This window comes from Brevirhabdus pacifica (genome assembly GCF_002797755.1).
GTDB classification, from domain to species: domain Bacteria; phylum Pseudomonadota; class Alphaproteobacteria; order Rhodobacterales; family Rhodobacteraceae; genus Brevirhabdus; species Brevirhabdus pacifica.
In genome coordinates, this window is record NZ_PGFI01000012.1 from 107,344 (window position 1) to 131,910 (window position 24,567).

Sequence of the window (24,567 nt, forward strand, 5' to 3'; positions counted from 1 at the left end):
GCCGCCTTGCCGGGCGGCTCTGCCAGCGGCAGGGCAACGGGCCCGGCCTGGGGCAAGACTACCCACGCGCCGGCGCGAAAGTAAGGCATTTCGCGCGCACCCGCGCGGAAATCCGGCGCAAGGCGGGCCATAGGGCAACAATGGCGCGTTCCACCCGGGCGCAAAACTTTCTAGGCTGCACCTGCCGATAGCCGCCATGCCGGCCCGAATTCCGACCCGCCGCGCCACACCGCCTAAGCCGCCACGCCGAAGGAGACACCATGGACCGCCCCGCCCTGCAGCTGCACATCGGCGTGCACAAGACGGCCACGACCCACCTGCAGAAAAGCCTGCGCAACAACCAGTCGCTGCTGAAGACCGTGGGCACCCGCTTCCTGCCGCCCGGGCAATATCGCAAGACCCTGGCCCCCCTGCATGCCGCCCTGCGCGACGGCGGCCCCGAAGCGGAGCTGCGCGACCAGGCCGCGACACTCGTCCACGGCGCGGCCCAGGGCTGCCCCCGGCTGGTGCTGAGCGACGAGAACATCGTCGGTAACCTGCCGCGTGTCGCCCGGGGTGCCCATCTCTACCCCTGGTCGCCGGGGCGCGTGGCGCGCACCTGCGCCCTTTTCGAGGGGCACGAGCTGACGCTGTTCCTGGCGATCCGCAACGTCGCGCGCTTTCTGCCCTCGGCCTACAGCGAAAGCCTCCTGCACGGCCCCTACCAGGGCTTTGCGCGCTTCGTCTCCAATACCGACCCGGCAGATCTGCGCTGGTCGACCATGATCGAGCGTCTGCTGGAGGAGCTGGGCGGCCTGCCCCTGGTCGTCTGGCGATACGAGGATTACGCCGCCCACCGCGACGACATCGCCCGCGCCGTCATCGGCGCCCCCCTGCCCGAGGGGTTCGAGTTCCTCGACCGGCGCACCCGCCCGGGCCTGACCGCCGACGCCCACGTGCTGCTGGACCGCTGGGCCGAGGACGGACGCGACTTGCGCGACGAACGGCTGATCGCCCACGCGGCCCAGATGTGCCCGCCGGGACCCGACCACGCGCCCTTTCGCCCCCTGCCCGAAGAGGTGGTCGAGGAATGCGGCCGCAACTACGCCGCCGACTGGGACCGGATCGCGGCGCTGCCCGGCGTCACCTGCCTTGGCCACAGCACGGCGGGCGGCTGGTCGCTGTAAGGGGCGCGCCCCGGGGAATCACCCGCCCGTCGCCGCACCACGCCCCGCACGGCAGACACCTCGCATCACCGCCGACGGCCGGGTGACCCGGCCGCCCCGCACCCGAAAACGGCCACCCCCCCGTCCCCCAACTGTTTCCCATCTTTCACCACAGATTTTCCAGCTTTCTTCTTATTGCCGCCTGTTTGTGCCGCGAGATGGAATTAAGTATGATGCTGCGTGAAGGGGGCGGATAGTTTTCCATGGATAAAGAACAGAGTGAGCAAGATCTTCTGAATCACTCGGGCCCGACCCTTGAGCGATCGCTGGAACGTGCCGGGGATGAGCTTGGGTTTTTCGAGAATATCGGCCGCCGTCACATGGCGATCTTCCTCGATGCCGACACCACCCTTTCCGAGGATGACCGCGCCACCCTGCTCGTGACCTTCGTGCAGGCGGGGCCCGACGACATGGGCCTGGCCGACATCTGCCCGCTGGGTCATCACCTGCGCAAGACCGCCGGCTGGGCGCAGCTTTGCGTCGTCGCGACCGAGGAGACCTGGTTCCGCGACCCCGCCCTCTACGGCTTCTTCGACCGGCTGGTCGACGACGCCTTCTTCGAGGATTTCGACAAGGTCATCTTCATGGGCTCGCAGATGGGCGCCTATGCCGCCGCCGCCTTCTCGGTCGCGGCCCCCGGTGCCAGCGTCGTGCTGTTCAGCCCCCGAGCCACCCTCTCGCCCGACCGCGCCGGCTGGGACGGGCGCCACCGTCAGGCCCGGCGCCTCGATTTCACCACCCGCTACGGCTACGGCCCCGCCATGTCAGAGGCGGCTGCCGAGGTCTTCGTCATCTACGACCCGCTCGAGACCGAGGACGCGATGCACGCGGCCCTCTTCGGCGCCCCCCATGTCCAGCACCTGCCGATCCGCCTTCAGGGCCCCGACACCGCCGAAGAAGTCGACACCACCGGCTTTCTGGCCGAGATGGTCGTCGCCATCGACGAGGGCATATTCGACCGGCTGATGTTCTACCGCTGGTTCCGCCGCCGCCGCCGGGTACGGCGCTACCTGCGTCGGCTGCTGGCCGAGTGCGAACGCCGCGAACGGCCCTACCTGACCGCCATGGCGGCGCGCGCGATGATGACCTACATCGTCGGCCAGCGCATCCGCGATGCCTACAGCCGCGCCTGCGCCCAGCTTGACGCCGAAGGCCGGCAACTGCCGCCCCAGCGCGTGAAGGTCCTGCAATCGGCCTGACCGCCCTGCCCGCGCCATCCGCCCGGACCAGTCCCCGCATCACCTTCATTGTCGTGAAAATATCCCCGCCGGAGGCTCCCCCGCCGGGGTCTACGCAGGTCCCGCCGGGGCGCGGGGACACGATCCGCAAGACACCGCATTTGCGTTTCCGGCCCCGCGCCGGCACTGGCCAAGCCCCCGCGCGATCGTGTATGTCCTCCTCTGATGCAACCAGGCCCCCTCGACCCCGGCAACGACCGGCCGGGTCCGGTCAGGCGGGTCCGAGCTTCGGGCGCCGACCGGCGGGGAACGACGACGGAGTGAGCACAGCCATGCAGAGCCTGACCCTCAAGCGGCCGGATGACTGGCACCTTCACCTGCGCGACGGCGACATGCTGCGCGCGGTGCTGCCCGAAAGCGCCCGCGACTTCGCCCGCGCCATCATCATGCCCAACTTGGTGCCACCCGTTGTCACAGGTGCCCAGGCCATGGCCTACCGCGACCGGATCCGGGCTGCCCTGCCCGAGGGGGCCGATTTCACCCCGCTGATGACCCTTTACCTCACCGAGGAGACCGACCCCGAGGATGTCGCCCGCGCCCACGAGCAGGGGATCATCCACGCGGTCAAGCTCTACCCGGCGGGGGCCACGACCAACTCTGCCTCGGGGGTGCGGGATTTCGACAAGGTGCGCGGCGTGCTTGACCGCATGGCCGAGATCGGGCTGAACCTCTGCGTCCATGGCGAGGTCACGGCCGGCGATGTCGACATCTTCGACCGCGAGGCGGTGTTCCTGGAAAAGGTGCTCGACCCCATCCGCAAGCGCACCCCGGGGCTGAAGGTCACGCTGGAGCATGTCACCACCCAGGACGGGGTGGATTACGTGCGCGACGGGGGCGCGGGAATCGCGGCCTCGATCACCACCCATCACCTGATCATCAACCGCAACGACCTGCTGGCGGGCGGGCTGCGCCCCCATTACTACTGCCTGCCGGTCGCCAAGCGCGAACGCCACCGGGTGGCGCTGGTCGAGGCCGCGGTCTCGGGTGACGCGCGCTTCTTTCTCGGCACCGACAGCGCGCCGCACCTCGACGAGGCCAAGCAGAGCGCCTGCGGCTGCGCCGGCGTCTTCTCGGCCACCAACACCATGGCCTGCCTGGCCCAGGTCTTCGAGGCGGCGGGCCGGCTTGACCGGCTGGAGGATTTCACCAGCCTGAACGGGCCCCACCACTATGGGCTGAAGCCGAACGAGGCGACCCTGACCCTGGAGCGCCAGGACGAGCCGGTGGTCTTCCCCGCCGGGATCGACACGGCCCAGGGCCGCGTCACGCTGTTCGATCCGGGCTTCCCGCTGCACTGGCGGGTGCGGGCGGACTGATCGGAATCGGACCTTTTGTGAGCGGGCCTGTGTCCTCAAGCCTGCGTGGTCGGGCCTGGTTGCGGCTGCGCGCCTGACCGGCTGTGTCGCGGGTTTTGGGGTGGTCAGCCTCCGGCGGGGATATTTTTGCGACAATGAAGCCGGGCGGGGGTCGGGGGCGGCCGGGGTCTTTCCTTGGGACGGGGTTTGCGTCTAAAGGGGGGCGTTCAATGACCGAGGCCCTTCCATGATCCCCAGCACCCATCCCGACGCCAAGACCATCGCCCGCCTGACCGCCCGCATGCTGCTGGAGATCGAGGCCGTGCATTTCAATGCGCGCGAGCCTTTCACCTTGGCCTCGGGCCTGCCCTCGCCCACCTATATCGACTGCCGCCGGATCATCAGCTTTCCGCGGGTGCGCGCGACGCTGATGGATTTCCTGACCTGCACGGTGATGCGCGACGCGGGCTTCGAGGCCTTCGACAACATCGCGGGCGGCGAGACGGCGGGCATTCCCTTCGCCGCGCTGGTGGCCGAGCGCATGGGCCTGCCCATGAGCTATGTGCGCAAGAAGCCAAAGGGCTACGGGCGCAACGCCCGCATCGAGGGCGCGATGGCCGAGGGCGACCGGGTGCTTCTTGTCGAGGATCTGACCACCGACGGCGGATCGAAGCTGAGCTTTGTCGACGCGATCCGCGAGACCGGGGCGAGCTGTGGCCACACGGCGGTCGTCTTCTATTACGGCATCTTCCCCGAGACCGAGAAGACGCTGGGCGATCATGGCGTAAAGCTGCATCACCTGTGCACCTGGTGGGACGTGCTGGACGCCGCGACCGAGACCGGCGCCTTCGATGCGGAGACCCTGGCCGAGGTGCGCAGCTTTCTCGATGATCCCCGCGCCTGGCAGGACGCGCGCAAGGGCTGACCGGCGCCCCCAGGGGCGGGTCCCGGCGGGATGATCGGCAAGGCGGGCCTCGGTCCCCGGCAAGGGGGCAGGCCTGCCCTCGCCCGTGTTTTGCCCACAGGCTTTCCACAAGAACATACATTTTGCCCCGAGCCCCCCGGATGGCGTATCCTTGCCGCCGTGAGGATGACCGGCGCGGGTGGGGCTTTACAGCCGGCCCGCGGTGACGGAGAGACGGGCCTGATAATGTCGGACGCGCCCTGGGCGACGTCCGCGCGCCCGATGGCCGCAATGGCCGCCGGGTGAGGTGAGCGGGGACAGACAATGAACGAGATCAGCACGATTCCGGGCAAGGCGCAGGAATCGGGAGCGGAGGGCGAGGCCGGTGCGGCCACCGCCCCCGCGACCGGCACGGGCATGACCGTCGCCTCGGCCAACCTGCCGCTGGCGGGCGTGGCGGGGGCCGAATCCATGCCCCACAACATCGAGGCCGAGCAGCAGCTGCTGGGCGCGATCCTGACCAACAACGACCTTTACGACCGCATCGCCTCGATCGTCGGGGCCGAGCATTTCCACGAGCCGGTGCACGCGCGTATCTTCGAGATCGCCGCCGCGCGGATCCAGAAGAACGCCCTGGCCTCTCCCGTCACGCTGAAACCTTTCCTCGAGGAGGATCCCGGCCTGGGCGAGCTGGGCGGCGTGGCCTACCTGGCGCGTCTTGCGGGCGCGGCGATCTCGGCCTTCGCGGCGCGGGACTATGCGCAGATGATCTATGATCTGGCGATCCGGCGCGAGCTGATCCGGCTGGGCGGCGACATCTCGGCCAAGGCGCGGGAGATGGAGGTCGCAAGCGAGCCCAAGGACCAGATCGTCGAGGCCGAACAGGCGCTTTACAAGCTGGGCGAACAGGGCAAGACCGACAGCGGCTTCCAGTCCTTCCTGAAGGCCGTGACCGACGCCGTCAACGTCGCCAACGCCGCCTATCAGCGCGAGGGCGGGCTTGCCGGCGTCTCGACAGGTCTGATCGACATGGACAAGAAGCTGGGCGGCCTGCACCGCTCGGACCTTCTGATCCTGGCGGGCCGGCCCTCGATGGGCAAGACGTCGCTGGCCACCAACATCGCCTTCAACATCGCCAAGGCCTACAAGCGCGGGCGCACGCCCGACGGCTCGGACGGCACGGTCGACGGCGGCGTCGTCGGCTTCTACTCGCTCGAGATGTCGGCCGAGCAGCTGGCCGCGCGGATCCTTTCCGAGGCCGCCGAGGTGCCCAGCGAACAGATCCGCCGCGGCGACATGACCGAGACCGAGTTCCGCCGCTTTGTCGAGGCTGCCAAGTCGCTGGAATCCTGCCCGCTTTACATCGATGACACGCCCGCCCTGCCGATCAGCCAGCTGGCCGCCCGCGCCCGCCGCCTGAAGCGGACCCACGGGCTGGACGTGCTGATCATCGACTATTTGCAGCTTGTCCGCCCGGCCACGGCCAAGGACAGCCGCGTCAACGAGGTGTCCGAGATCACCCAAGGCCTCAAGGCCATCGCCAAGGAACTGGACATCCCCGTCATCGCCCTGTCGCAGCTGTCGCGTCAGGTCGAGAACCGCGAAGACAAACGCCCCCAGCTTTCGGACCTGCGTGAATCGGGCTCGATCGAGCAGGACGCCGACGTGGTGATGTTCGTGTTCCGCGAGGAATACTACAAGGAACGCGAGAAGCCCGGCGATCACGATCTTGAGGCGATGGCCACGTGGCAGACCGAGATGGAGCGTCTGCACGGCAAGGCCGAGGTCATCATCGGCAAGCAGCGCCACGGCCCCATCGGCACGGTGGAGCTGAGCTTCGAGGGCCAGTTCACCCGCTTCGGCAACCTGGTGCGCCCCTGGCAAAACAACGAGGGTGGCGGCGGGCCCGACGTGGGGTTCTGATCCCGCGGCCCGGTTGCGCCGCGCGCGCAGGCCGGGCGCGCCCCCTCCCCTGCGCTTCGGGCCGCAACCTGAAAGCCCGGGTTTGCCCTTGACCTCGACCCCAACCCTTCGGATACCGCTGACATGGCCAAAGGCATTCTCTCCATCGATCTCGACGCGCTTGTTGCGAACTGGCGCGCCCTCGACCGCCTGTCGGCGGGCAGCGTCGAAACCGGCGCGGTGGTCAAGGCCGACGGCTACGGGCTGAACGCCGGCATCGTCGGCAAGGCGCTGGCGCGGGCCGGCGCGCGCCGCTTCTTCGTGGCCCTGGCCGAGGAGGGCGCGGCGCTGCGCCAGGCATTGGGCGGGTCGCTGGACGAAGGGCCGCAGATCCTGGTCTTTTCGGGGCACATGGCGGGTGACGCCGCGCTTCTGCGCGACCACGGGCTGGTGCCGATGCTGAACTCTCCCGAGCAGCTCAGCCGTCACCTCCAGTTCCTTCCCGGCCATGCTTTCGGCGTGCAGCTCGACAGCGGCATGAACCGCCTGGGCATGGAACCCTCGGACTGGGCGCCGGTGCGGGCCGCGGCCCTGGCCCAGGGGCCGGTGCTGATCATGAGCCACCTTGCCTGCTCGGACGAGCCGCACCTGGGCCAGAACCGCGCCCAGCTCGACACGTTCCGCCAGATGACCGAGGGCTGCAACGTGCCCCGCTCGCTTTCGGCGACGGGGGGCATCCTGCTGGGGCCCGAGTATCATTTCGACGTCACCCGTCCCGGCGTCGGCCTTTACGGCGGTGCGCCCTTCACCCGCGCCGAGCCCGTGGTGCGGCTGAGCCTGCCGGTGATCCAGGTGCGCAACCTGACCCCGGGCGAGACTGTGGGCTACGGCGGAAGCTGGACCGCGCGGCAGCCGACGCGGATCGCGACGCTGAGCGGCGGCTATGCCGACGGCATCACGCGGCACCTGTCGAACATCGGGCAGGTCTTTGCGGGCGACACGCCCTGTCCGCTGGCCGGGCGCGTCTCGATGGATCTGCTGACGGTGGATGTCTCGGCCCTGCCCGAGGTTCCCGAGACGCTGGACCTGATCTGCCCCGCCCAGGGCGTGGACCGGATCGCGGATCTTGCCGGGACCATCGGCTACGAGGTGCTGACCCAGCTTGGCCACCGCTACGAGCGGCGCTACCTGGGCGAGGCCGGGGCCGACATCGCCTCCCCCGACGCGGCAGGGCAGCCCGCGCCGGTGACGACGCCATGACAGGACCGGGCGCAGCCGGGGCCGCCCCCAAGGGCACCGAGGACGGGCGCCCCGGTCCCGCGCGCCGCCTGCTGGCCTGGCTGATGGCTGCCCTTGCATCGGTCGGACGCTCCTCCCTGCATCTTCTGGCTTCGGTCGGCCAGGTCGCGATCTACGCCGGCCTGACCGTGACCCACATGGTTCGCCCGCCCTTCTACGGGCGCGAATTCCTGAATGCCTTGCTGACTATCGGCTATTTCAGCCTGCCGGTCGTCGGGCTGACCGCCCTGTTCACCGGCGGCGCGCTGGCGCTTCAGATCTATGCCGGCGGCGCGCGGTTCTCGGCCGAGGCGGTGGTCCCCTCCATCGTCGCCATCGGCATGGTGCGCGAACTGGGCCCGGTGCTGGGCGGGCTGATGGTGGCGGGCCGGGTCGCGGCCTCCATCGCGGCCGAGATCGGCACCATGAAGGTGACCGAGCAGATCGACGCCCTCGTCACCCTGTCGACCGACCCGATGAAATACCTGACCGTGCCGCGGGTGCTGGCCGCGACGCTGGCGCTGCCGGTCCTGGTGGGTGTGGGCGACGCGATCGGCATCCTCGGCGGATACCTCGTCGGCATCACGACGCTGGACTTCAACGCCGCCGCCTACCTGAAGAACACGGTCGACTTCCTCGAGACGTGGGACGTGGTATCGGGCCTGATCAAGGGCGCGGCCTTCGGGTTCATCGTGGCGCTGATGGGTTGTTTCCACGGCATGCGCTCGGGCCGGGGGGCGCGGGGCGTGGGACGGGCGACCATCGACGCCGTGGTCTCGGCCTCGATCCTGATCTTGGCGGCCAACTTCCTTTTGACCAACCTGTTCTTCGCCGCATGATCGAGCTGCGCGATATCCACAAGAGCTTCGGCTCCAAGCACGTCCTGCGGGGCGTGGACCTGCACGTGGAAAAGGGCACCTCGATGGTGGTGATCGGCGGCTCGGGCACCGGCAAGTCGGTGACGATCCGCACGGTCCTGGGCCTCGTGCGCCCGGACCGGGGCCAGATCCTGGTCGATGGTCAGGACGTGACCCTGGCTGACCGCGACAGTTTCCTGGCGCGGTTCGGCATGCTCTTCCAGGCCGGTGCGCTGTTCGATTCGATGCCCGTCTGGCAGAACGTCGCCTTCCGGCTGCTGCGCGGATCCCTTCGCCGCCCCCGCGAGGAGGCCCGCGCAATCGCGATCGAGAAGCTGCGCCGCGTCGGCCTGAAACCCGATGTCGCCGAGCTTTACCCAGCCGAGCTGTCGGGCGGCATGCAAAAGCGCGTGGCACTGGCCCGCGCCATCGCCGCCGAGCCCGAGATCATCTTCTTCGACGAGCCGACCGCCGGGCTGGACCCGATCATGTCCGGCGTCATCAACGATCTGATCCGCGAAATCGTCACCGACATGGGTGCCACCACCATCACCATCACCCACGACATGACCTCGGTGCGCACCATCGCCGACAACGTCGCGATGCTGCATGACGGGATCATCCAGTGGACGGGGCCAGTGTCGCGGCTGGACCACTCGGGCAACCCCTACCTCGACCAGTTCGTGCACGGCCGTGCCGACGGCCCGATCGAGGCGATAAGGTGACACTTACCCAAAAGTGATCGCTATTCCCCGTCCTGCGCGGGAACCAATCCATCCCCCCCCGCGTATGTCCTGCGAAAGCGAACCGGAGGGAAATAACATGCAGGAACGTCGGAAATCAGCGACCGGGTGGGTCAAATCGGCCATCCAGGGCTTGTCGATCATGGTCATCGCCGTATTGGCCATCGCCGCATCGGCGGCGACAATCGCGGCCATCGCGGGCGTTCTGCCCTGGCTGAACCTGCCGGTCACCTTCGGCGAGACCACCTATGCCTGGGGCGGCGTTGTCGTCCAGTCGGTGGTTACCCTGATCCTCGTCGCCCTGTGCTTCTTCATCCCTTCCAGCCTGCGCGTCCTGCAGCTTGAGCGCAGCCACCGCGACTTTGCCATCACCATGAGCGACGTGGCCGAGGCCTATGCCCTGTGCCACCGTGCCGACCGTGAGGGCGTGTTCCAGATGTCGGCCGAGTTCGACAGCATCAAGGAGCGCATCCGCTTCCTGGCCAACCACCCCGAGCTGCCCGAGCTGGAGCATTCGGTGATCGAGGCCGCCGCCGAGATGAGCCACACGAGCCGCGAGCTGGCCGAGATCTACTCGGACGAGAAGGTGGCCCGTGCCCGCAACTTCCTGACCCAGCGCCAGGAAGAGATCGAGCGCACCCAGAAATCCATCTCCGAGGCCCATGCGACCACCGCGCAGCTCAAGCGCTGGTATGACTCGGTCGATGTCGAGGAGGCCACCGTCCGCTCGCAGATCCAGCAACTGGAAGAGCGCCTGGCCGAGCTTCTGCCCGACCTCGGCTTCGAACGCCCCCGCAAGGAGGGCAAGCCCAAGGTCTACGCGGTCGCCGCCGAGTAACCACGCCTCACCAAATTTCCCCGCTTTCCGATCGCGCTCCGCCCCCAAGGCGGGGCGCGATTCGTTTGCACAGACCCCCTTTGTGCTTTTCCCCCGCCCCATGCGTCATTATCGGCATTGGGGATTTCTTGTCTCAAATCGGGAAATGGTTCATTCTTGAGGGACGTGATCGTTTCCGACATGGCAACCCGAACCCGATAACGCTTCCATTTGAAGGGGTTTTGAGGTGTGATCATGAAATCCTTGGGGGAGGATTTGAGATGTCATTTTTCAACGTGCGCAGCTGGGCGCTTTTCCGAAACCTGTTCCAGATAATCGCGCTTTGCGCCGTGGTGGCATTGGCCGCCGCGTCCGTCACCACCACCGTTTTCTCGGCGCTCGGCGTGCTGCCCTGGCTTGAGGTCACGGCAGGCCTTGGCAACCTGGCCATTCCGGGCGCGGGCATGATGCTGCAAATCGGCTTCAGCGTGCTGTGCGTCGCGCTGCTGTTCTTCGTGCCGGCCTCGGGGCGTATCCTGACGCTGGAGAAGGCCCATCGCAATTTCAAGATCTCGATGGACGACGTGGCCCGGGCCTATCAGATCTCGCACAGCGCCGACCGCTCTGGCGAATTCACCCTGTCGTCGGAGTTCGACAGCGTCCGCGACCGCATGGAATACCTGCGAGAGCATCCCGACCTGGCCGAGCTTGAGCCCGGCCTGATCGAGGTTGCAGGCCAGATGAGCCATGTCACCCGCGACCTGGCCTTGACCTATTCCGACGAGAAGGTCGCCCGCGCCCGCACCTTCCTGCGCCAGCGCCAAGAGGAGGTGCAGGACCTGCGCGACCGCATCCGCGCCGCAACCGCCACCTGCGACGAGCTGCGCCGCTGGATCCAGGACGTGAAGGCCGACGAGCGGCTGGCGGTGAAGCAGATCTCGCGGCTGGAGCGGGACTTGGCCGATCTTCTGCCCGAGATCGGGCTTGAGATCGTCAGCATCTCGACCGGCAACGAGGGTAGCGATGCCAATGTCGTGCCGCTGGCCGGCAAGCCCGGCGACGGGGCCGAGGCCACGCTGGCCGCCCGCACCGCGCCCGGCGCACGCTCGCTCAAGGCCGCGACCAAGGCGGCCCGGATCGCGGCCCAAAGCGCCACGATCGCCGGCGAGTACCACGACAGCCTCAGCGGGCCGGTGATCCCGTCCAGCTCCTTCGCCGCGCATGTGGTGACGCCCAAGCCGGCGAACTGAGCTTGCGGACCCCTCCCCCGCGCTGGCCCCTTGCCGCGGCCCCCGCTTCGTGCGGGGCAACCGCCCTTGCGACATGCCGCGCGCCCGACCGGACAGAAGGGCGATCCGCCCGATGATCCCCGTCCTTGCCGGCATCGCACTGGCGGCGAGCCTTTTCGCCGCGCTGATCTTCTCGGTCGGACGGGCCGCCGGCAGCACCGGGCGGCTGCGCGTGCTGCACCTGCTGGTGGCGGGGCTGATCGTCGCCGGCATGCTGGCCGTCAGCCTTGCGGCACCCGGACCCGCACGACTGGTGGCGCTGCTCCTGGCGCCCGCCGCCGCGCTGCTGGTCGGGTTTGAGCGCGGTTTCAACCGCGTCCTGCCACTGGCCCCCCTCTTCTTTGCCGTGGCGCTGTTCACGGGCTTGCCGTTTGTCGGCGGGTGACCGAAAAGAAGCCATGGCAAAATCCTCCTCCAGCTTCGTCTGCGCCAATTGCGGCGCGCGTCACAAGAAATGGGCGGGCAATTGCGACGCCTGCGGGGAATGGAACACCATCTCCGAGGATGTTCCCCTGTCCAGCGGCCCCACGCGCGGCACCCTGGGCGGTGTCCGTGGCCGGCAGATCCCGCTTAGCGATCTGGCCACCAACGAAACCCCGCCGCCGCGCACCCGCTCGCGCATGGAGGAACTGGATCGCGTGCTGGGCGGCGGTCTGGTGCCCGCATCGGCGGTGCTGGTCGGCGGCGATCCGGGCATCGGCAAGTCGACCCTGCTGCTTCAGGCCGCCGCCAGCTTTGCCAATTCGGGCATGAGCTGTGTCTATGTCTCGGGCGAGGAGGCGACGGCCCAGGTCCGCATGCGGGCGCAGCGCCTGGGTCTGGCCGACGCGCCGGTGCGCCTGGCGTCCGAGACCAACCTGCGCGACATCCTCACCACCCTCGACGCCGAGCGCCCGGACCTTGCCATCATCGATTCGATCCAGACCATGTGGTCGGACACGGTCGACAGTGCCCCGGGATCGGTTTCCCAGGTGCGCGCGGCCTCGCACGAATTGACGCAGTTCGCAAAGCAGCGGAACACCGCCGTCATCCTGGTCGGCCACGTCACCAAGGAGGGGCAGATCGCCGGTCCCCGGGTGGTCGAGCACATGGTCGACACGGTGCTCTATTTCGAGGGCGAGCGCGGGCATCAGTTCCGCATCCTGCGCGCCGTCAAGAACCGCTTCGGCCCGGCCGACGAGATCGGCGTCTTCGAGATGACCGGCGAGGGGCTGGCCGAGGTCGCCAACCCCTCCGCTCTTTTCCTGTCGGACCGCGACCGCCCGGCGCCGGGATCGGTGGTTTTCGCCGGAATAGAGGGCACCCGGCCTGTCCTGGTCGAGTTTCAGGCCCTTGTCGCGCCCTCCTCGCTCAGCCAGCCGCGCCGCTCGGTCGTGGGCTGGGACAGCGGCCGATTGTCGATGGTGCTGGCCGTGCTCGAGGCCCGTTGCGGCATCTCGTTCGCGGGGCTCGACGTCTACCTGAACGTGGCGGGCGGAATGCGCATCTCGGAACCCGCCGCCGACCTTGCCGTCGCGGCCGCACTTCTGTCTGCGCGGGAAGATGCCGCCTTGCCCGCCGATTGCGTGGTTTTCGGCGAACTCAGCCTGTCGGGGGCGCTGCGCCCGGTAGGCCAGACCGAAAATAGGTTGAAAGAGGCGCAAAAACTTGGTTTCACAGCGGCCATCGCCCCGGACGGATCCAAGATCAGCGGCGACAGCGGGCTGTCGGTCCGGAAAATCGCCGATCTGACAGGCTTTGTCGGTGAGGTTTTCGGCGCCGGTTGATAAGCGCGAACAAGATCAGAATGCCAGGAGGCAGAGCATGGATGGATTTACGGTCGTCGACGCAGTCGTGGGCTTCGTCATCGTCGTGTCGGCACTGCTGGCCTATTCGCGCGGTTTCGTGCGCGAGGTCATGTCGATCCTGGGCTGGATCGCGGCGGCCATCCTGGCCTTCCTCTTCGCCGCCCAGGCCGAGCCGCTGGTCAAGGAACTGCCCTATGTCGGCGACTTCCTGACCGACAGCTGCGAACTTTCGACCATCGCCGCCTTCGCCGCCGTCTTCGCCCTGGCCCTTGTCGTGGTGTCGCTGTTCACGCCGCTCTTTTCCGGCGTCGTGCGCCGCTCGGCCCTGGGCGGGTTCGACCAGGGTCTGGGTTTCGTCTTCGGCGCCCTGCGCGGCATCGTCCTGGTCGCGGTGGCCTTCCTGGTCTACGACCGGGTGGTGGTGGATCAGTCGATCCCCGTGATCGACAATTCGCGCTCTGCCGGGGTCTTCAGCCGCGTCGAGGAGAATGTCGAGCGTCAGGTCCCCACCGACCTGCCCGGCTGGATCACCGCCCGCTACGAAGACCTGGTCGGTCAGTGCACCCCCACCGAAACCCGCTGATGCCGATGATCCCCTTTTCCGCAGGCCGGGACGCCAGCGCCCGGCCCGCTTCGCCTGTCCTGCCCGTTGCCGCCACGGCCGCCGCCGTGTCCCGCCTGCCTGCGACACTGGCGCACCCCGCCCTCTACAGGGGGAGCGGCGGTTGAAAACCGCGATCAAGGACGCTACGTCACTGCGTGGTGACAGACAGCCAATTCGCCATTATGTCGGTCGCAACTGCGATACGGAACCTGCCCGCGACAATCGGAGCACCTCTGCATGAGCCCGTTACCCCCCGCCCATCCTTTCGACGATGACAAGCTGCGCGAGGAATGCGGCGTTTTCGGTGTCGTCGGTGTCGCCGACGCGGCCAACTTCGTGGCCCTTGGCCTGCACGCGCTGCAACACCGGGGACAGGAGGCCGGCGGTATCGTCAGCCACGACGCCACCCTTGGTTTCAACTCGGCCCGCCGCTTCGGCTATGTGCGCGACAACTTCACCAAGGCCTCGCTGATGGAAACGCTGCCCGGGCCCATCGCCATCGGGCACGTGCGCTACTCGACCTCCGGGTCCAAGGGGCCGACGCAGATCCGTGACGTGCAGCCCTTCTTCGGCGAATTCTCGATGGGCGGCGCGGCCATCGCCCATAACGGCAACATCACCAACGCCAACGCCCTGCGGCGCGAGCTGATCGAGCGCGGCTCGATCTTCCAGTCGTCGTCGGACAGCGAATGCATCATCCACCTGATGGCCCGTTCGCTTCAGCAGAACATCCCCGAACGGATGAAGGATGCGCTGCGCCGGGTCGAGGGGGCCTTCTCGGTCGTTGCCATGACCCGCACCAAGCTGATCGGCGTGCGCGACCCGCTGGGCGTTCGCCCGCTGGTCCTGGGCCGGGTCGGCGAAGGCTGGGCGCTGTCATCGGAGACCTGCGCGCTGGACATCATCGGCGCCGAATTCGTGCGCGAGATCGAGCCGGGCGAGATGGTGGTCATCACCGAAAAGGGCGTCGAAAGCTACCAGCCCTTCGACCGCAAGCCCTCGCGCTTCTGCATTTTCGAGCATGTCTATTTCTCGCGCCCCGACTCGATCCTCGGCGGCCGCTCGGTCTACGAGACGCGCGAGGCCATCGGCCGCGGCCTGGCCCGCGAGTCGGCGGTCGATGCCGATCTTGTCTGCCCCGTGCCCGACAGCGGCACCCCCGCCGCCATCGGCTTTGCGCTGGAATCAGGCATTCCCTTCGGCATGGGTATCGTGCGCAACCAGTACATGGGCCGCACCTTCATCGAACCGACCGAACAGATCCGCAACATGGGCGTGCGCCTGAAGCTGAACGTCAACCGGGCGCTGATCCGCGGCAAGCGGGTGGTGCTGGTGGACGACTCGGTGGTGCGCGGCACGACCTCGCGCAAGATCAAGGACATGATCCTGGATGCCGGCGCAAAGGAGGTGCACTTCCGCATCGCCTCGCCGCCCACCGCATGGCCCTGCTTCTACGGCGTCGACACGCCCGAACGCGACAAGCTGCTGGCCGCCCAGATGACCGAGGACGAGATGTGCGCCCATCTCGGCGTCGACAGCCTGCGCTTCATCTCGCTCGACGGGCTTTACAAGGCCGTGGGCGAGGCCGGCGGCCGCGATCCCGCGGCCCCGCGCTATTGCGACGCCTGCTTCTCGGGCGAATACCCGGTCAAGCCCTCGGACATGATCGAACGCGGCTTCGCCCTGAAGGCCGCCGAGTAGCATCGCCTGCCCCGGCACGCCGCCCCTGTGGGCGGGCGCGCCGGACCAACGCCCGCGCTTGACCTTGGCCCGGCGCTTGGGCAAGAGACGCTCCATGAATACATCCCCTGATCCCAAGATCGCCCTGGTAACCGGGGCATCGCGCGGGCTGGGCGCGGCCCTGGCCGAGGCCCTTGCCCCCACCCATCACATCATCGCCCTGGCGCGCACCACCGGCGCGCTTGAAGAGCTGGACGACCGCATCCGCGCCGCCGGCGGCCAGGCCACCCTGGCCCCCATGGACCTGACGGTCGAAGCCGCGATGCAGCAACTCTGCCGTTCGATCTACGATCGCTGGGGCCGGCTGGACCTTTTCGTCCACGCCGCGATCCACGCCGCCCCGCTGGCGCCGGCGGCCCATGTGGACGGGCGCGACTGGGCCAAGTCGGTCGAGATCAACGCCACCGGCACCCAGCGCTTGATCACCATGGTCGACCCGCTGCTTCAGGCGACCCCCGACAGCGCGGCGGTCTTCTTCGAGGATGCTCAGGCCTCCGGCAAGTTCTACGGCGCCTACGGGGCCACCAAGGCCGCCCAGCTGTCGCTGGCACGAGCCTGGCAGGCCGAAAATGCACGCAGCGGTCTGCGCGTCAGCATCGTCACCCCCAACCCGATGCCCACCGCCACCCGCGCCCGGTTCCATCCCGGCGAGGATCGCGCCGCGCTGAGCGATCCGCGCGACGAGGCCGCGCGCCTTCTGCGCGAACTGGATCTCGCGGGCTGACCCCGTCGCCGCCCGCCCCGCGCGGGCGGCACCGCCACCTGCTGCCGCGGGCCCGCCTGCGGCCCTTGAGGAACAGCACGGCCCTGCCTCGCCCCACACGGCGCGGCACCGCTTTACGCGCCCCGCCCCCTCCACTATCACTCGCAGACAGAGCAGAAGGGGCCGCACCGCGCATGCGCATACTCATCACCAATGACGACGGCATCAACGCCCCCGGCCTCAAGGTCCTTGAAGATATCGCCTCCGAGATCGCCGGCCCCGGCGGAGAGGTCTGGACCGTTGCCCCCGCCTTCGAGCAATCGGGCGTCGGTCACGCCATCAGCTACACCCACCCGATGATGGTGGCCGAGCTGGGCCCCCGCCGCTTCGCGGCCGAAGGGTCCCCGGCCGATTGCGTGCTGGCGGCCGTCGGCGACATCATGTCCGACTGCCTGCCCGACCTGGTGCTGTCGGGGGTCAACCGGGGCAATAACGCCGCCGAGAACGCCCTTTATTCAGGCACCGTCGGCGGCGCGATCGAGGCCGCGCTTCAGGGCCTGCCCGCGGTGGCCCTGTCCCAGTATTTCGGCCCCCGCAACGCGCTGGCCGACGATCCCTTCGATGCGGCCGTGCAGCACGGGGCGGCCTGCGTCCGCTCGCTGATCGACGGCGCGATCTGGGACGGCGACGACTACCGTCTTTTCTACAACGTCAACTTTCCCCCCGTCCCCGGCGCCGAGGTTCTGGGTCAGAAGGTGGTGGCCCAAGGTTATCGCCGCGAGACCTTCTTCGGGGTCGAGCCGCATTTCTCCCCCTCGGGGCGCAAGTTCCTGTGGATCAAGGGCGGCCCGCAGGACGTGCCGACCGACGCCGGCACCGATGCCGAGGCCAACCTGGACGGCTATATCTCGATCACGCCCATGCGCGCCGACCTGACCGCCCACGACGCGCTGGCCCCCCTGCGGGAACGCCTGCAATGAGGGGCCGCCTGCCATGACCCTGGATGCCGAACGCAAGATGCAGTTCCTCTATGCCCTGCGCTCCAAGGGGGTGACGGACGCGCGGGTGCTGACGGCGATGGAGCGGATCGACCGGGGCGATTTCGTTCGCGGCCTCTTCACCAGCCGCACCTACGAGGACATGCCCCTGCCCATCGCCTGCGGCCAGACCATCAGCCAGCCCTCGATCGTGGGGCTGATGACCCAGGCGCTGGACGTGCAGCCCCGCCACAAGGTGCTGGAGGTCGGGACCGGCTCGGGCTACCAGGCGGCGATCCTCAGCCTGCTGGCGCGGCGGGTCTACACGGTCGACCGTCACCGGCGCCTGGCCCGCGACGCGCGCAAGGTGATCGAGCGGTTGGACCTGACCAATGTCACCGTCATCACCGCCGACGGATCGTTCGGTCTGGAGGAACAAGCGCCCTTCGACCGCATCCTGGTCACCGCCGCCGCCGAGGACCCCCCCGGCCCCCTCTTGGCGCAACTGCGCGTAGGCGGTATCATGGTGGTGCCGGTCGGACAGTCCGACACGGTTCAGAGCCTTATAAAGGTCACCCGCCACGAGGGCGGGTTCGACTACGAGGAATTGCGCCCGGTCCGTTTCGTCCCTCTGGTCGAGGGGCTGGCGCAGGAGTAGAAGGATCGGCAACCTCGGGCACACGGGGACCGGCAAGACGCGCAAGCGTGAAGAGGCGGAGCGCATGGTCCGGGACGACCAGCGCGCGAAGGCATAGAGGATGGGGCAGATGATCCTGACACGGGGACGCGTCCGGGCACGGACACCGCTGCTGCTGGCGGCGCTGATGGGTATTGCGGGTTGCGCGCAGGGGTTCGACCCCGACATGCGCAGTCTTGGCGGCGGGTTCGAGACCGCCAGCGCCGCGCGCCAGACGGCGCAGCGGCCCGACAGCGACGCGCGCGGCGTCATCTCCTACCCCAGTTACCAGGTGGCCCTGGCGCGCGGTGGCGAAAGCGTCGGCGACGTGGCCGCCCGGCTGGGCCTGAATGGCAAGGAACTGGCGCGTTACAACGGCCTGACGACCGACACCAACCTGCGCAACGGCGAGTTGCTGGCCCTGCCCAGCCGTGTCGCCGAAAGCGCCGGCACCGGTCAGTCGGCCACGACGGGCGGCCGGGGCGACATCACTGCCCTTGCCTCCAGCGCGATCGACCGTTCGACCGATGCGCCCCTGGGCGCGCCCGGCACCCAGTCGCGCAGCGCGGGCCAGGCCAGCGCCTCCGGCACCGCAACCTCGGCCCGCAGCGCCGAGGTGACGACCAGCCGGGTGGCCGACGACACGCCCGAACCCCGGCGCCACCGCGTCGCGCGTGGCGAGACGGCCTATTCCATCTCGCGGCTTTACGGGGTGTCTGTGCGCTCTCTGGCCGATTGGAACAACCTCGATCCGAACCTGACGGTGCGCGTGGACCAGGTCCTGCTGATCCCGCCCGGGGGCAGCGTGGGCCGCGCCGTGGCAGACAACGCGGCACCCGGTGCCGGATCGCGCACGCCGACGCCGCCCAGCGCCTCGCGGCCCCTGCCGGCCGAAAGTGTCGCCTCGGCGGCGGCCGCCGTTCCGGCCTCCCCCGACATGGCCAGTTCGCGCACGGTGTCGTCGGACCCGTCGAAAATGCTCTACCCGGTGACCGGCGCCATCATCCGCCCCTACTCCAAGGGACGGAACGAAGGGATCGACATCTCGGCCCCGGTCGGATCGACCGTGCGGGCAGCCACGGGCGGCGAGGTGGCCGCGATCACCCGCGACACCGACCAGGTCCCGATCCTGGTGCTGCGCCACCCCGACAACCTGCTGACCGTCTATGCCAACATCTCGGGCATCACGGTCAAGAAGGGCGATACGGTCAAGAAGGGCCAGACCCTGGCCAAGGTGCGGGATTCAAACCCCAGCTTCGTGCATTTCGAAGTGCGCAAAGGGTTCGAGTCGGTCGATCCGGAGCCCTACCTGCAATAAGCGGGCGCGGGGCCTCTGGGGCCCCGCCTGACCGCCCTCGGTCCCAATGCAGGCTTCCCATCCCCAGACGACAGTCAACGCCCCAGAGGGCGCATTCAGGCCGTCCATTGTCATATCAGGTGAAGGGTATGGGTCGGGAGCGGCGTGCCCCCTACCCGGCCGTTCCGGGCCGAAACGGGAGCGTTGCCGGCATTCAGCCCAGCTTGACGCCCCGGCGCCCAGCCAGATCGGTGAAATACTGCCACGCCACGCGGCCCGAGCGTGACCCGCGCGTCGCCTGCCACTCGATGGCCTCGGCGCGCAGGGTCTCGTCGTCGATCTCCAGACCATAGGCGTCGCAATAGCCCCGGATCATCGACAGATACTCGTCCTGGCTGCACGGGTGGAAGCCCAGCCACAGGCCGAAGCGGTCCGACAGCGAGACCTTCTCTTCGACCGCCTCACTCGGATTGATGCTCGAGGAACGCTCGTTCTCGATCATGTCCCGGGGCATCAGGTGGCGCCGGTTCGACGTGGCATAGAACAGCACGTTTTCGGGCCGCCCCTCGATCCCGCCGTCCAGCACGGCCTTGAGGCTTTTGTAATGCTGGTCGTCATGGCTGAAAGACAGGTCGTCGCAGAAGAGCACGAAGCGCGCCTCGGACTGGCGCAGCAGGTTCAGCAGCCGCGCGATCGATGGCAGATCCTCGCGCTGGACCTCGACGATCTTCAGCGCCGTGCCCTCCGACAGGATCTGGGCGTGCACCGCCTTTACCAGCGACGATTTTCCCATCCCCCGCGCGCCCCACAGAAGGGCGTTGTTGGCCGGAAAGCCCCGGGCGAACTGTCGGGTGTTCTCCAACAGCTCGTCCCGGGCCCGGTTGACGCCGATCAGCAGCGACAGGTCGACCCGATTGACCCGCGCAACCGGCTCCAGCCGGTCCGGCTCGACATGCCAGACAAAGGCGTCGGCGGCGTCGAAATCCGGGGCGTCGAGGGGCGGCGGGCTCATGCGCTCCAGCGCCTCGGCGATGCGGGTCAGGGTCTGGTCGTTCACGGCTCAGTCTTTCTTGTCGTCTGCGTCGGGCTTCGAGGTCCCGGGTTTGCGACCGGACGCGTCGTCGGGATCATCGCGGCCAGGCAGGCCTTCCAGATCCTCGGCGTCTTCCTCGTCCTCGTCGAACTCGGCGAAGATGGGGTCGTATTCTTCGTCCTCGTCCTGCATCGCGGCCTTGCGGCGCTCGGCGTCGGCGATCTCCTCGTCGGCCCAGCTGGCCTCGGGGGTGGTGCCGGCGGCAGCGTCCGTATCCTCGTCCTCTTCATCCTCGAACCACAGGCCCTGGGCGCGCAGGTCGGCCTCGCGCTTGCGCTCGACACGGCGGACAAGATGGATCGAGATCTCGTAAAGCCCGTAGACCACGACGAACAGGATCACCTGGGTGATGACATCGGGCGGGGTGACAACGGCGGCCAGCACAAGGATGGCCACGACTGCGTATTTGCGCACGTTGCCCAGCCCTTCCGAGCTGACAAGCCCGGCCTTGCCCATCAGCGTCAGCAGGACGGGAAGCTGGAAGCACAGGCCGAAGGCCACGATGAATTTCAGCGTCAGCGCCAGGTATTCGGCGACCGAGCCCTGGAAGGTGATGCCGGCGGTGCCAAGCGTGCCGTCGACGGCCGTTACCTCCCCGTCGACGGGGACAGGCGCCATGCCGACCTGCTGGAACCCCAGGAAGAAGTCGAAGGCCAGCGGGATCACCACATAGAAGGCAAAGGCCGCGCCCAGGAAGAACATGATCGGGCTGGCCAGCAGGAAGGGCAGAAAGGCGTTGCGCTCGTTCTTGTAGAGGCCGGGCGCCACGAACCGCCAAAGCTGGGTGCCGATGAAGGGAAAGGACAGGATGAAGCCACCGACAAGCGAGATCTGGATGGCGACGAAAAAACCTTCCTGCAGCTTGATGAGGATGAGGCCGCAATCCTGACCCCGCTCGGCCAGCTGGCCGCAGATCGGTTGCGTCAGGAAGTTGAAGATCGGGTTCCAGACGGTGAAACAGATCACCATGCCGACGATGAAGGCCAGGACCGACCGGATCAGACGGGTGCGCAGCTCGGCCAGGTGTTCGATCAGCGGCATTGCGCCGTCGTCAAGCTCGTCACTTTGGGTCATGTGTCAGCCTTCGGCGTCTTTGCAGAGGGTTTCGCGGCAGGTTTCGAGGCCGTCTTTGCCGCCGGCTTCTTCGCGGCGGGCTTCTTGGCGGCAGCGGGCTTCTTGGCGGCGGGTTTCGCCGCCGGCTTGGCGGCTGCCTTGGCGGGCGCGGCCTTGGCGGACGCCTCGGCGGCGGCCTCCTTGGCAAGGCGCTTCTCGGCCGCCTGGGCGGTGGCGCTGTGGATCTTGCGCGCGGCATCCGCACGCTCGCTGGCCAGCTTCGCCGATTCCGAGCCCATCACCTTCTGCGGCTTGGAGGGGTCCCAGTCCTTGAACTTGGTGGCGGCCTCGGTCACCGAATCCAGCCCCAGGTTCTTGGAGGAGGTGGTCTCGCGCAGGTCTTTGGCCACGTCCTTGACGCCGGCCTCGTCGGCGGCCTCGTCCATCGCCCGCTGGAAGTCCCGGGCCATGCCCTTGATGCGGGCCGTGAAACGGCCAAGCTGCCGGAACATGCCCGGCAGATCCTTGGGACCGACGACGATCAGCGCCACGATCCCGATCAGAAGCAGTTCTGTCCAACCAATGTCCAACATGACAAGTCCCCCGGCCCCGGCGCGCGGGGCATCGTCACTTCGCTAACCTCCGGCGGCCCTGCCGGCCGCGCGGCTTTGCTCGGATTCTGTCCCGGGTCGAAACCCGGTCCCGGTCTCAGGCCTTGTCGGTGGTGCCGGACTTGGGCGGAACGACGACGGTCTCGTCGGAAGTGGCGGGGGTAACGTCGCGGGGCGCGGCAGTCTGGTTCTCGACGGCGCGCGTCTCGGCGTCCTTTTCTTCCTCTTCCTTGCTGCCCTCGGCGACACCGCGCTTGAACGAGGTGATGCCTTTGCCGACCTCGCCCATCAGCGAGGAGATCTTGCCCCGGCCAAACAGCACCAGAACGACGACGGCGATAAGCAGAAGGCCGGGAAGGCCGATATTGTTGAGCATGTTCCTGTCTCCCATCTCGGGGCGGCGATCCTGGCACGCCCCCAATAAATCCACTTGGCTATCTATGCCCCCCTCGGATGGGTGAAAAGCGCAATTCGCCACGCGAAGGGGCGTTTTGGGGGTTTCAGGTGACAATTTGTGTCACTATTCTGTCAGTTGTCATCCTGATGACAGTTTACCCGGCGGAATGCTGCCCGGAAGGGCCACGAAACCGCCGGTCCCGATAAAGGAAATCCACCCGATGAGTCGATCCGACAGGCTGATGGAACTCGTGCGCCTGCTGCGCGACGGCCGCGTGCACCGGGCCGAGGACATGGCCCGCGAAACCGGTGTCTCGTTGCGCACGATCTACCGGGACCTGGACACGCTGGCGGCCTCGGGCGTGCCGGTGGAGGGGGCGCGCGGCCTGGGCTACCGGGCGACGGCGGATGTCACCCTGCCGCCCCTGAACCTGTCGTTGACCGAGCTTGAGGCGCTGCACGTGGGACTGGCCGTGGTCGGCGATGCTGGCGACGGAGAGCTGCGCGAAGCCGCGCGATCCCTCTCGGCCCGTATCGACGCCGTCCTGCCCGAGGACCGCAGCGCCCCGCCCGCGGGCTTCGGCTTTGCCGTCTATCCCTTCGCGGACGCCGCGGGCGGCTTTGCTCACATGCCGCGCCTCAGGGCCGCGATCCGGGCGCGCCAGAAACTGCGCGTCCTGCATGATGAGGGCGACGGCACCGAGGTCGCGCTGGTGATCCGGCCACTGGAGCTGGATTACTGGGGCCGCGTCTGGACCTGCACCAGCTGGTGCGAGACGGAGGGCGGCTTTCGCGCCTTCCGGCTGGACCGGATCCGGCGGATGGACGTGCTGCAAGGGCTTTTCGTGGACGAGCCGGGCAAGACCCTGGCCGATTACCGTGCCGGCACACCTGCGGCCCGCCCCGCTTCGCGCCCTGCCCCGACAAAAACAACCGAGTAGGATTCAACCCAGATCGGGCCCGGCCGCCTCAGCCCCGGGGTGCCGCCTGTTCGCCCCGGCGCACCGGGAAGACGAAACACTGGTCCCGGCGCACGGTCAGCCACAGGGGCGTGTCGGGGTTGGGCAGGAATACGCCCGGCACCACCGCGTGCAGGCGCGATCCGTCGGATTCCATCGTGAACTCCACCAGGCTTTCGCGGCCCATGAACCGCGCCCGGCGGACCAGCCCGCGCGCGGGCACGCCGTGGGTGGGCGTGGGGTTGGGGCCGCGCCCTGCCCGGTCGAAATCGATGCGCAGATGCTGCGGGCGGAAGACGATCTCGACCTCGGTGTTGTCGGGGTGGCCAGGGGTCAGAAACTCTCCGAACGGGGTTTCGGTCAGGGCGCCGTGGCTGGTGCCACGAATGACGTTGATGTCCGAGAAGAACCCCGCCGCCGCCCGGTCCACGGGGGCGTTGTAGATGTTGTAGGGCGCGCCGCGCTGCACGATCCGGCCGCCGCGCATCAGGGCGATCTCGTCGGCCATGCGCATGGCCTCGTCGGGCTCATGGGTGACCAGCAGGACCGAGGCCCCCTCCTCGCGCAGGATGTCGAGGGTGGCGTCGCGGACCTCGTCGCGCAGGCGGTTGTCGAGGCCCGAGAAGGGTTCGTCCATCAGCATGATGCGCGGGCGCGGCGCCAGGGCGCGGGCCAGGGCCACGCGCTGCTGCTCGCCGCCCGAAAGCTGGTGGGGATGCATCTCGTAAAAGCGGGTCATGTCGACCCGGCTCAGAAGCTCGTGCACCCGGTCGCGGTGGCGCCGCAGCGGACCGTCGAGACCGAAGGCCACGTTCTCGGCCACGGTCAGATGCGGGAACAGCGCAAAATCCTGGAACATCAACCCGATGGGGCGGCGTTCGGGCGGCTGATGGAACTGGTTATCGGCGATGATCTCGCCGTCGACACGGATCTCGCCCGCGTCCTGGCGGTCGACCCCGGCGATCAGGCGCAGGGTCGTGGACTTGCCGCAGCCCGAGGGACCAAGCAGGCAGGTGACCTGCCCGGCAGGCACCTGGAACGACACGTCGTCGACCACGCGGCGGCCGTCGAAGCTTCGTGTCAGCCCCTTCACTTCCAGCCTGGGTGCGGTTGCGCTCACGCCTGCCTCATGTCTCATTCCCG

Annotated in this window: 24 protein-coding genes; 19 read left to right on the forward strand and 5 right to left on the reverse strand. The window is 68.2% G+C overall.

Annotated elements, in window-relative coordinates; genetic code table 11:
• Positions 1–260: 260 nt before the first annotated feature.
• From CLV77_RS10045 to CLV77_RS10130, 18 genes are all read left to right on the forward strand, one after another.
• On the forward strand, positions 261–1,166 hold the full coding sequence (locus tag CLV77_RS10045; RefSeq protein ID WP_076980679.1) for a hypothetical protein: 906 nt from the start codon (positions 261–263) through the stop codon (positions 1,164–1,166).
• Positions 1,167–1,408: 242 nt separating this feature from the next.
• Positions 1,409–2,404 carry a hypothetical protein gene (locus tag CLV77_RS10050; protein WP_076980678.1) on the forward strand — a complete coding sequence of 332 codons (996 nt, stop codon included), beginning with the start codon at positions 1,409–1,411 and terminating at the stop codon, positions 2,402–2,404.
• A gap of 311 nt (positions 2,405–2,715) precedes the next feature.
• Positions 2,716–3,759 (forward strand): dihydroorotase, encoded by a 1,044-nt coding sequence (pyrC, locus tag CLV77_RS10055; RefSeq protein WP_076980677.1) that lies wholly within the window; start codon positions 2,716–2,718, stop codon positions 3,757–3,759.
• A gap of 226 nt (positions 3,760–3,985) precedes the next feature.
• Positions 3,986–4,663 carry an orotate phosphoribosyltransferase gene (locus CLV77_RS10060; protein WP_076980676.1) on the forward strand — a complete coding sequence of 226 codons (678 nt, stop codon included), beginning with the start codon at positions 3,986–3,988 and terminating at the stop codon, positions 4,661–4,663.
• Positions 4,664–5,059: 396 nt separating this feature from the next.
• Complete coding sequence (locus tag CLV77_RS10065; RefSeq protein ID WP_076981199.1) at positions 5,060–6,565, forward strand: replicative DNA helicase; 1,506 nt, start codon at positions 5,060–5,062, stop codon at positions 6,563–6,565.
• A 123-nt stretch (positions 6,566–6,688) separates the two neighbouring features.
• Positions 6,689–7,804, forward strand: a complete 1,116-nt coding sequence (gene alr / locus CLV77_RS10070; RefSeq protein WP_076980675.1) for an alanine racemase — start codon at positions 6,689–6,691, stop codon at positions 7,802–7,804.
• 83 nt (positions 7,805–7,887) lie between these two features.
• On the forward strand, positions 7,888–8,661 hold the full coding sequence (locus CLV77_RS10075; protein ID WP_100053089.1) for an MlaE family ABC transporter permease: 774 nt from the start codon (positions 7,888–7,890) through the stop codon (positions 8,659–8,661).
• Entirely contained in the window at positions 8,658–9,404 is a 747-nt protein-coding gene (locus CLV77_RS10080) for an ABC transporter ATP-binding protein (RefSeq protein WP_076980674.1), read from the forward strand. Before CLV77_RS10075 ends, CLV77_RS10080 begins: the two co-directional genes overlap by 4 nt.
• Positions 9,405–9,501: 97 nt before the next feature.
• Positions 9,502–10,260 (forward strand): kinetochore Spc7 family protein, encoded by a 759-nt coding sequence (locus CLV77_RS10085; RefSeq protein WP_076980673.1) that lies wholly within the window; start codon positions 9,502–9,504, stop codon positions 10,258–10,260.
• 260 nt (positions 10,261–10,520) lie between these two features.
• The gene (locus CLV77_RS10090; protein WP_076980672.1) at positions 10,521–11,489 is read left to right on the forward strand and encodes a hypothetical protein; all 969 of its coding nucleotides are present in this window, start codon (positions 10,521–10,523) and stop codon (positions 11,487–11,489) included.
• A gap of 112 nt (positions 11,490–11,601) precedes the next feature.
• A complete protein-coding gene (locus tag CLV77_RS10095) occupies positions 11,602–11,913 on the forward strand; it encodes a hypothetical protein (protein WP_076980671.1) in 312 nt (103 codons plus the stop codon).
• A gap of 13 nt (positions 11,914–11,926) precedes the next feature.
• Positions 11,927–13,294, forward strand: coding sequence for a DNA repair protein RadA (radA, locus tag CLV77_RS10100; protein ID WP_076980670.1), 1,368 nt, complete (start codon positions 11,927–11,929; stop codon positions 13,292–13,294).
• Between the two features lie 37 nt (positions 13,295–13,331).
• Positions 13,332–13,898, forward strand: coding sequence for a CvpA family protein (locus tag CLV77_RS10105; protein ID WP_076980669.1), 567 nt, complete (start codon positions 13,332–13,334; stop codon positions 13,896–13,898).
• A 258-nt stretch (positions 13,899–14,156) separates the two neighbouring features.
• Positions 14,157–15,620, forward strand: coding sequence for an amidophosphoribosyltransferase (gene purF, locus CLV77_RS10110; RefSeq protein WP_076980668.1), 1,464 nt, complete (start codon positions 14,157–14,159; stop codon positions 15,618–15,620).
• 94 nt (positions 15,621–15,714) lie between these two features.
• Positions 15,715–16,383: an SDR family NAD(P)-dependent oxidoreductase gene (locus CLV77_RS10115; protein ID WP_076980667.1), complete on the forward strand. Its 669-nt coding sequence runs from the start codon at positions 15,715–15,717 to the stop codon at positions 16,381–16,383.
• Between the two features lie 173 nt (positions 16,384–16,556).
• A complete protein-coding gene (surE, locus tag CLV77_RS10120; RefSeq protein ID WP_076980666.1) occupies positions 16,557–17,342 on the forward strand; it encodes a 5'/3'-nucleotidase SurE in 786 nt (261 codons plus the stop codon).
• Between the two features lie 13 nt (positions 17,343–17,355).
• Complete coding sequence (locus CLV77_RS10125; protein WP_076980665.1) at positions 17,356–17,997, forward strand: protein-L-isoaspartate(D-aspartate) O-methyltransferase; 642 nt, start codon at positions 17,356–17,358, stop codon at positions 17,995–17,997.
• A gap of 109 nt (positions 17,998–18,106) precedes the next feature.
• On the forward strand, positions 18,107–19,333 hold the full coding sequence (locus CLV77_RS10130; RefSeq protein WP_100053073.1) for a M23 family metallopeptidase: 1,227 nt from the start codon (positions 18,107–18,109) through the stop codon (positions 19,331–19,333).
• Positions 19,334–19,526: 193 nt separating this feature from the next.
• On the opposite strand, the gene CLV77_RS10135 is transcribed toward CLV77_RS10130, so the two are convergent.
• The 4 genes from CLV77_RS10135 to CLV77_RS10150 form a co-directional block, all read right to left on the reverse strand.
• On the reverse strand, positions 19,527–20,324 hold the full coding sequence (locus tag CLV77_RS10135) for an ATP-binding protein (protein ID WP_416171620.1): 798 nt from the start codon (positions 20,322–20,324) through the stop codon (positions 19,527–19,529).
• A gap of 48 nt (positions 20,325–20,372) precedes the next feature.
• The gene (gene tatC / locus CLV77_RS10140; RefSeq protein ID WP_076980663.1) at positions 20,373–21,479 is read right to left on the reverse strand and encodes a twin-arginine translocase subunit TatC; all 1,107 of its coding nucleotides are present in this window, start codon (positions 21,477–21,479) and stop codon (positions 20,373–20,375) included.
• The gene (tatB, locus tag CLV77_RS10145) at positions 21,476–22,051 is read right to left on the reverse strand and encodes a Sec-independent protein translocase protein TatB (RefSeq protein ID WP_076980662.1); all 576 of its coding nucleotides are present in this window, start codon (positions 22,049–22,051) and stop codon (positions 21,476–21,478) included. The genes tatC and tatB overlap by 4 nt, the downstream gene beginning before the upstream one ends.
• A 115-nt stretch (positions 22,052–22,166) precedes the next feature.
• Positions 22,167–22,445 (reverse strand): twin-arginine translocase TatA/TatE family subunit, encoded by a 279-nt coding sequence (locus CLV77_RS10150; protein ID WP_076980661.1) that lies wholly within the window; start codon positions 22,443–22,445, stop codon positions 22,167–22,169.
• A gap of 241 nt (positions 22,446–22,686) precedes the next feature.
• Here CLV77_RS10150 and CLV77_RS10155 point away from each other — a divergent pair, with 241 nt between their 5' ends.
• Positions 22,687–23,406: a helix-turn-helix transcriptional regulator gene (locus CLV77_RS10155; protein ID WP_076980660.1), complete on the forward strand. Its 720-nt coding sequence runs from the start codon at positions 22,687–22,689 to the stop codon at positions 23,404–23,406.
• 28 nt (positions 23,407–23,434) lie between these two features.
• On the opposite strand, the gene CLV77_RS10160 is transcribed toward CLV77_RS10155, so the two are convergent.
• Positions 23,435–24,544 carry an ABC transporter ATP-binding protein gene (locus CLV77_RS10160; RefSeq protein WP_233128117.1) on the reverse strand — a complete coding sequence of 370 codons (1,110 nt, stop codon included), beginning with the start codon at positions 24,542–24,544 and terminating at the stop codon, positions 23,435–23,437.
• Positions 24,545–24,567 lie beyond the last annotated feature (23 nt).

Bases quoted from the DNA above. Each gene is read 5' to 3' on its own strand.
- CLV77_RS10125 (WP_076980665.1), top strand. From the start codon at position 17,356: ATGACCCTGGATGCCGAACGCAAGATGCAGTTCCTCTATGCCCTGCGC.
- CLV77_RS10095 (WP_076980671.1), top strand. From the start codon at position 11,602: ATGATCCCCGTCCTTGCCGGCATCGCACTGGCGGCGAGCCTTTTCGCC.
- CLV77_RS10085 (WP_076980673.1), top strand. From the start codon at position 9,502: ATGCAGGAACGTCGGAAATCAGCGACCGGGTGGGTCAAATCGGCCATC.
- CLV77_RS10080 (WP_076980674.1), top strand. From the start codon at position 8,658: ATGATCGAGCTGCGCGATATCCACAAGAGCTTCGGCTCCAAGCACGTC.
- radA (WP_076980670.1), top strand. From the start codon at position 11,927: ATGGCAAAATCCTCCTCCAGCTTCGTCTGCGCCAATTGCGGCGCGCGT.
- CLV77_RS10150 (WP_076980661.1), bottom strand. From the start codon at position 22,445: ATGCTCAACAATATCGGCCTTCCCGGCCTTCTGCTTATCGCCGTCGTC.
- tatB (WP_076980662.1), bottom strand. From the start codon at position 22,051: ATGTTGGACATTGGTTGGACAGAACTGCTTCTGATCGGGATCGTGGCG.
- CLV77_RS10060 (WP_076980676.1), top strand. From the start codon at position 3,986: ATGATCCCCAGCACCCATCCCGACGCCAAGACCATCGCCCGCCTGACC.
- CLV77_RS10065 (WP_076981199.1), top strand. From the start codon at position 5,060: ATGACCGTCGCCTCGGCCAACCTGCCGCTGGCGGGCGTGGCGGGGGCC.
- CLV77_RS10135 (WP_416171620.1), bottom strand. From the start codon at position 20,324: ATGAGCCCGCCGCCCCTCGACGCCCCGGATTTCGACGCCGCCGACGCC.
- CLV77_RS10155 (WP_076980660.1), top strand. From the start codon at position 22,687: ATGAGTCGATCCGACAGGCTGATGGAACTCGTGCGCCTGCTGCGCGAC.
- CLV77_RS10130 (WP_100053073.1), top strand. From the start codon at position 18,107: ATGATCCTGACACGGGGACGCGTCCGGGCACGGACACCGCTGCTGCTG.
- CLV77_RS10075 (WP_100053089.1), top strand. From the start codon at position 7,888: ATGGCTGCCCTTGCATCGGTCGGACGCTCCTCCCTGCATCTTCTGGCT.
- CLV77_RS10105 (WP_076980669.1), top strand. From the start codon at position 13,332: ATGGATGGATTTACGGTCGTCGACGCAGTCGTGGGCTTCGTCATCGTC.
- CLV77_RS10050 (WP_076980678.1), top strand. From the start codon at position 1,409: ATGGATAAAGAACAGAGTGAGCAAGATCTTCTGAATCACTCGGGCCCG.
- CLV77_RS10115 (WP_076980667.1), top strand. From the start codon at position 15,715: ATGAATACATCCCCTGATCCCAAGATCGCCCTGGTAACCGGGGCATCG.
- pyrC (WP_076980677.1), top strand. From the start codon at position 2,716: ATGCAGAGCCTGACCCTCAAGCGGCCGGATGACTGGCACCTTCACCTG.
- surE (WP_076980666.1), top strand. From the start codon at position 16,557: ATGCGCATACTCATCACCAATGACGACGGCATCAACGCCCCCGGCCTC.
- CLV77_RS10090 (WP_076980672.1), top strand. From the start codon at position 10,521: ATGTCATTTTTCAACGTGCGCAGCTGGGCGCTTTTCCGAAACCTGTTC.
- CLV77_RS10045 (WP_076980679.1), top strand. From the start codon at position 261: ATGGACCGCCCCGCCCTGCAGCTGCACATCGGCGTGCACAAGACGGCC.
- alr (WP_076980675.1), top strand. From the start codon at position 6,689: ATGGCCAAAGGCATTCTCTCCATCGATCTCGACGCGCTTGTTGCGAAC.
- purF (WP_076980668.1), top strand. From the start codon at position 14,157: ATGAGCCCGTTACCCCCCGCCCATCCTTTCGACGATGACAAGCTGCGC.
- tatC (WP_076980663.1), bottom strand. From the start codon at position 21,479: ATGACCCAAAGTGACGAGCTTGACGACGGCGCAATGCCGCTGATCGAA.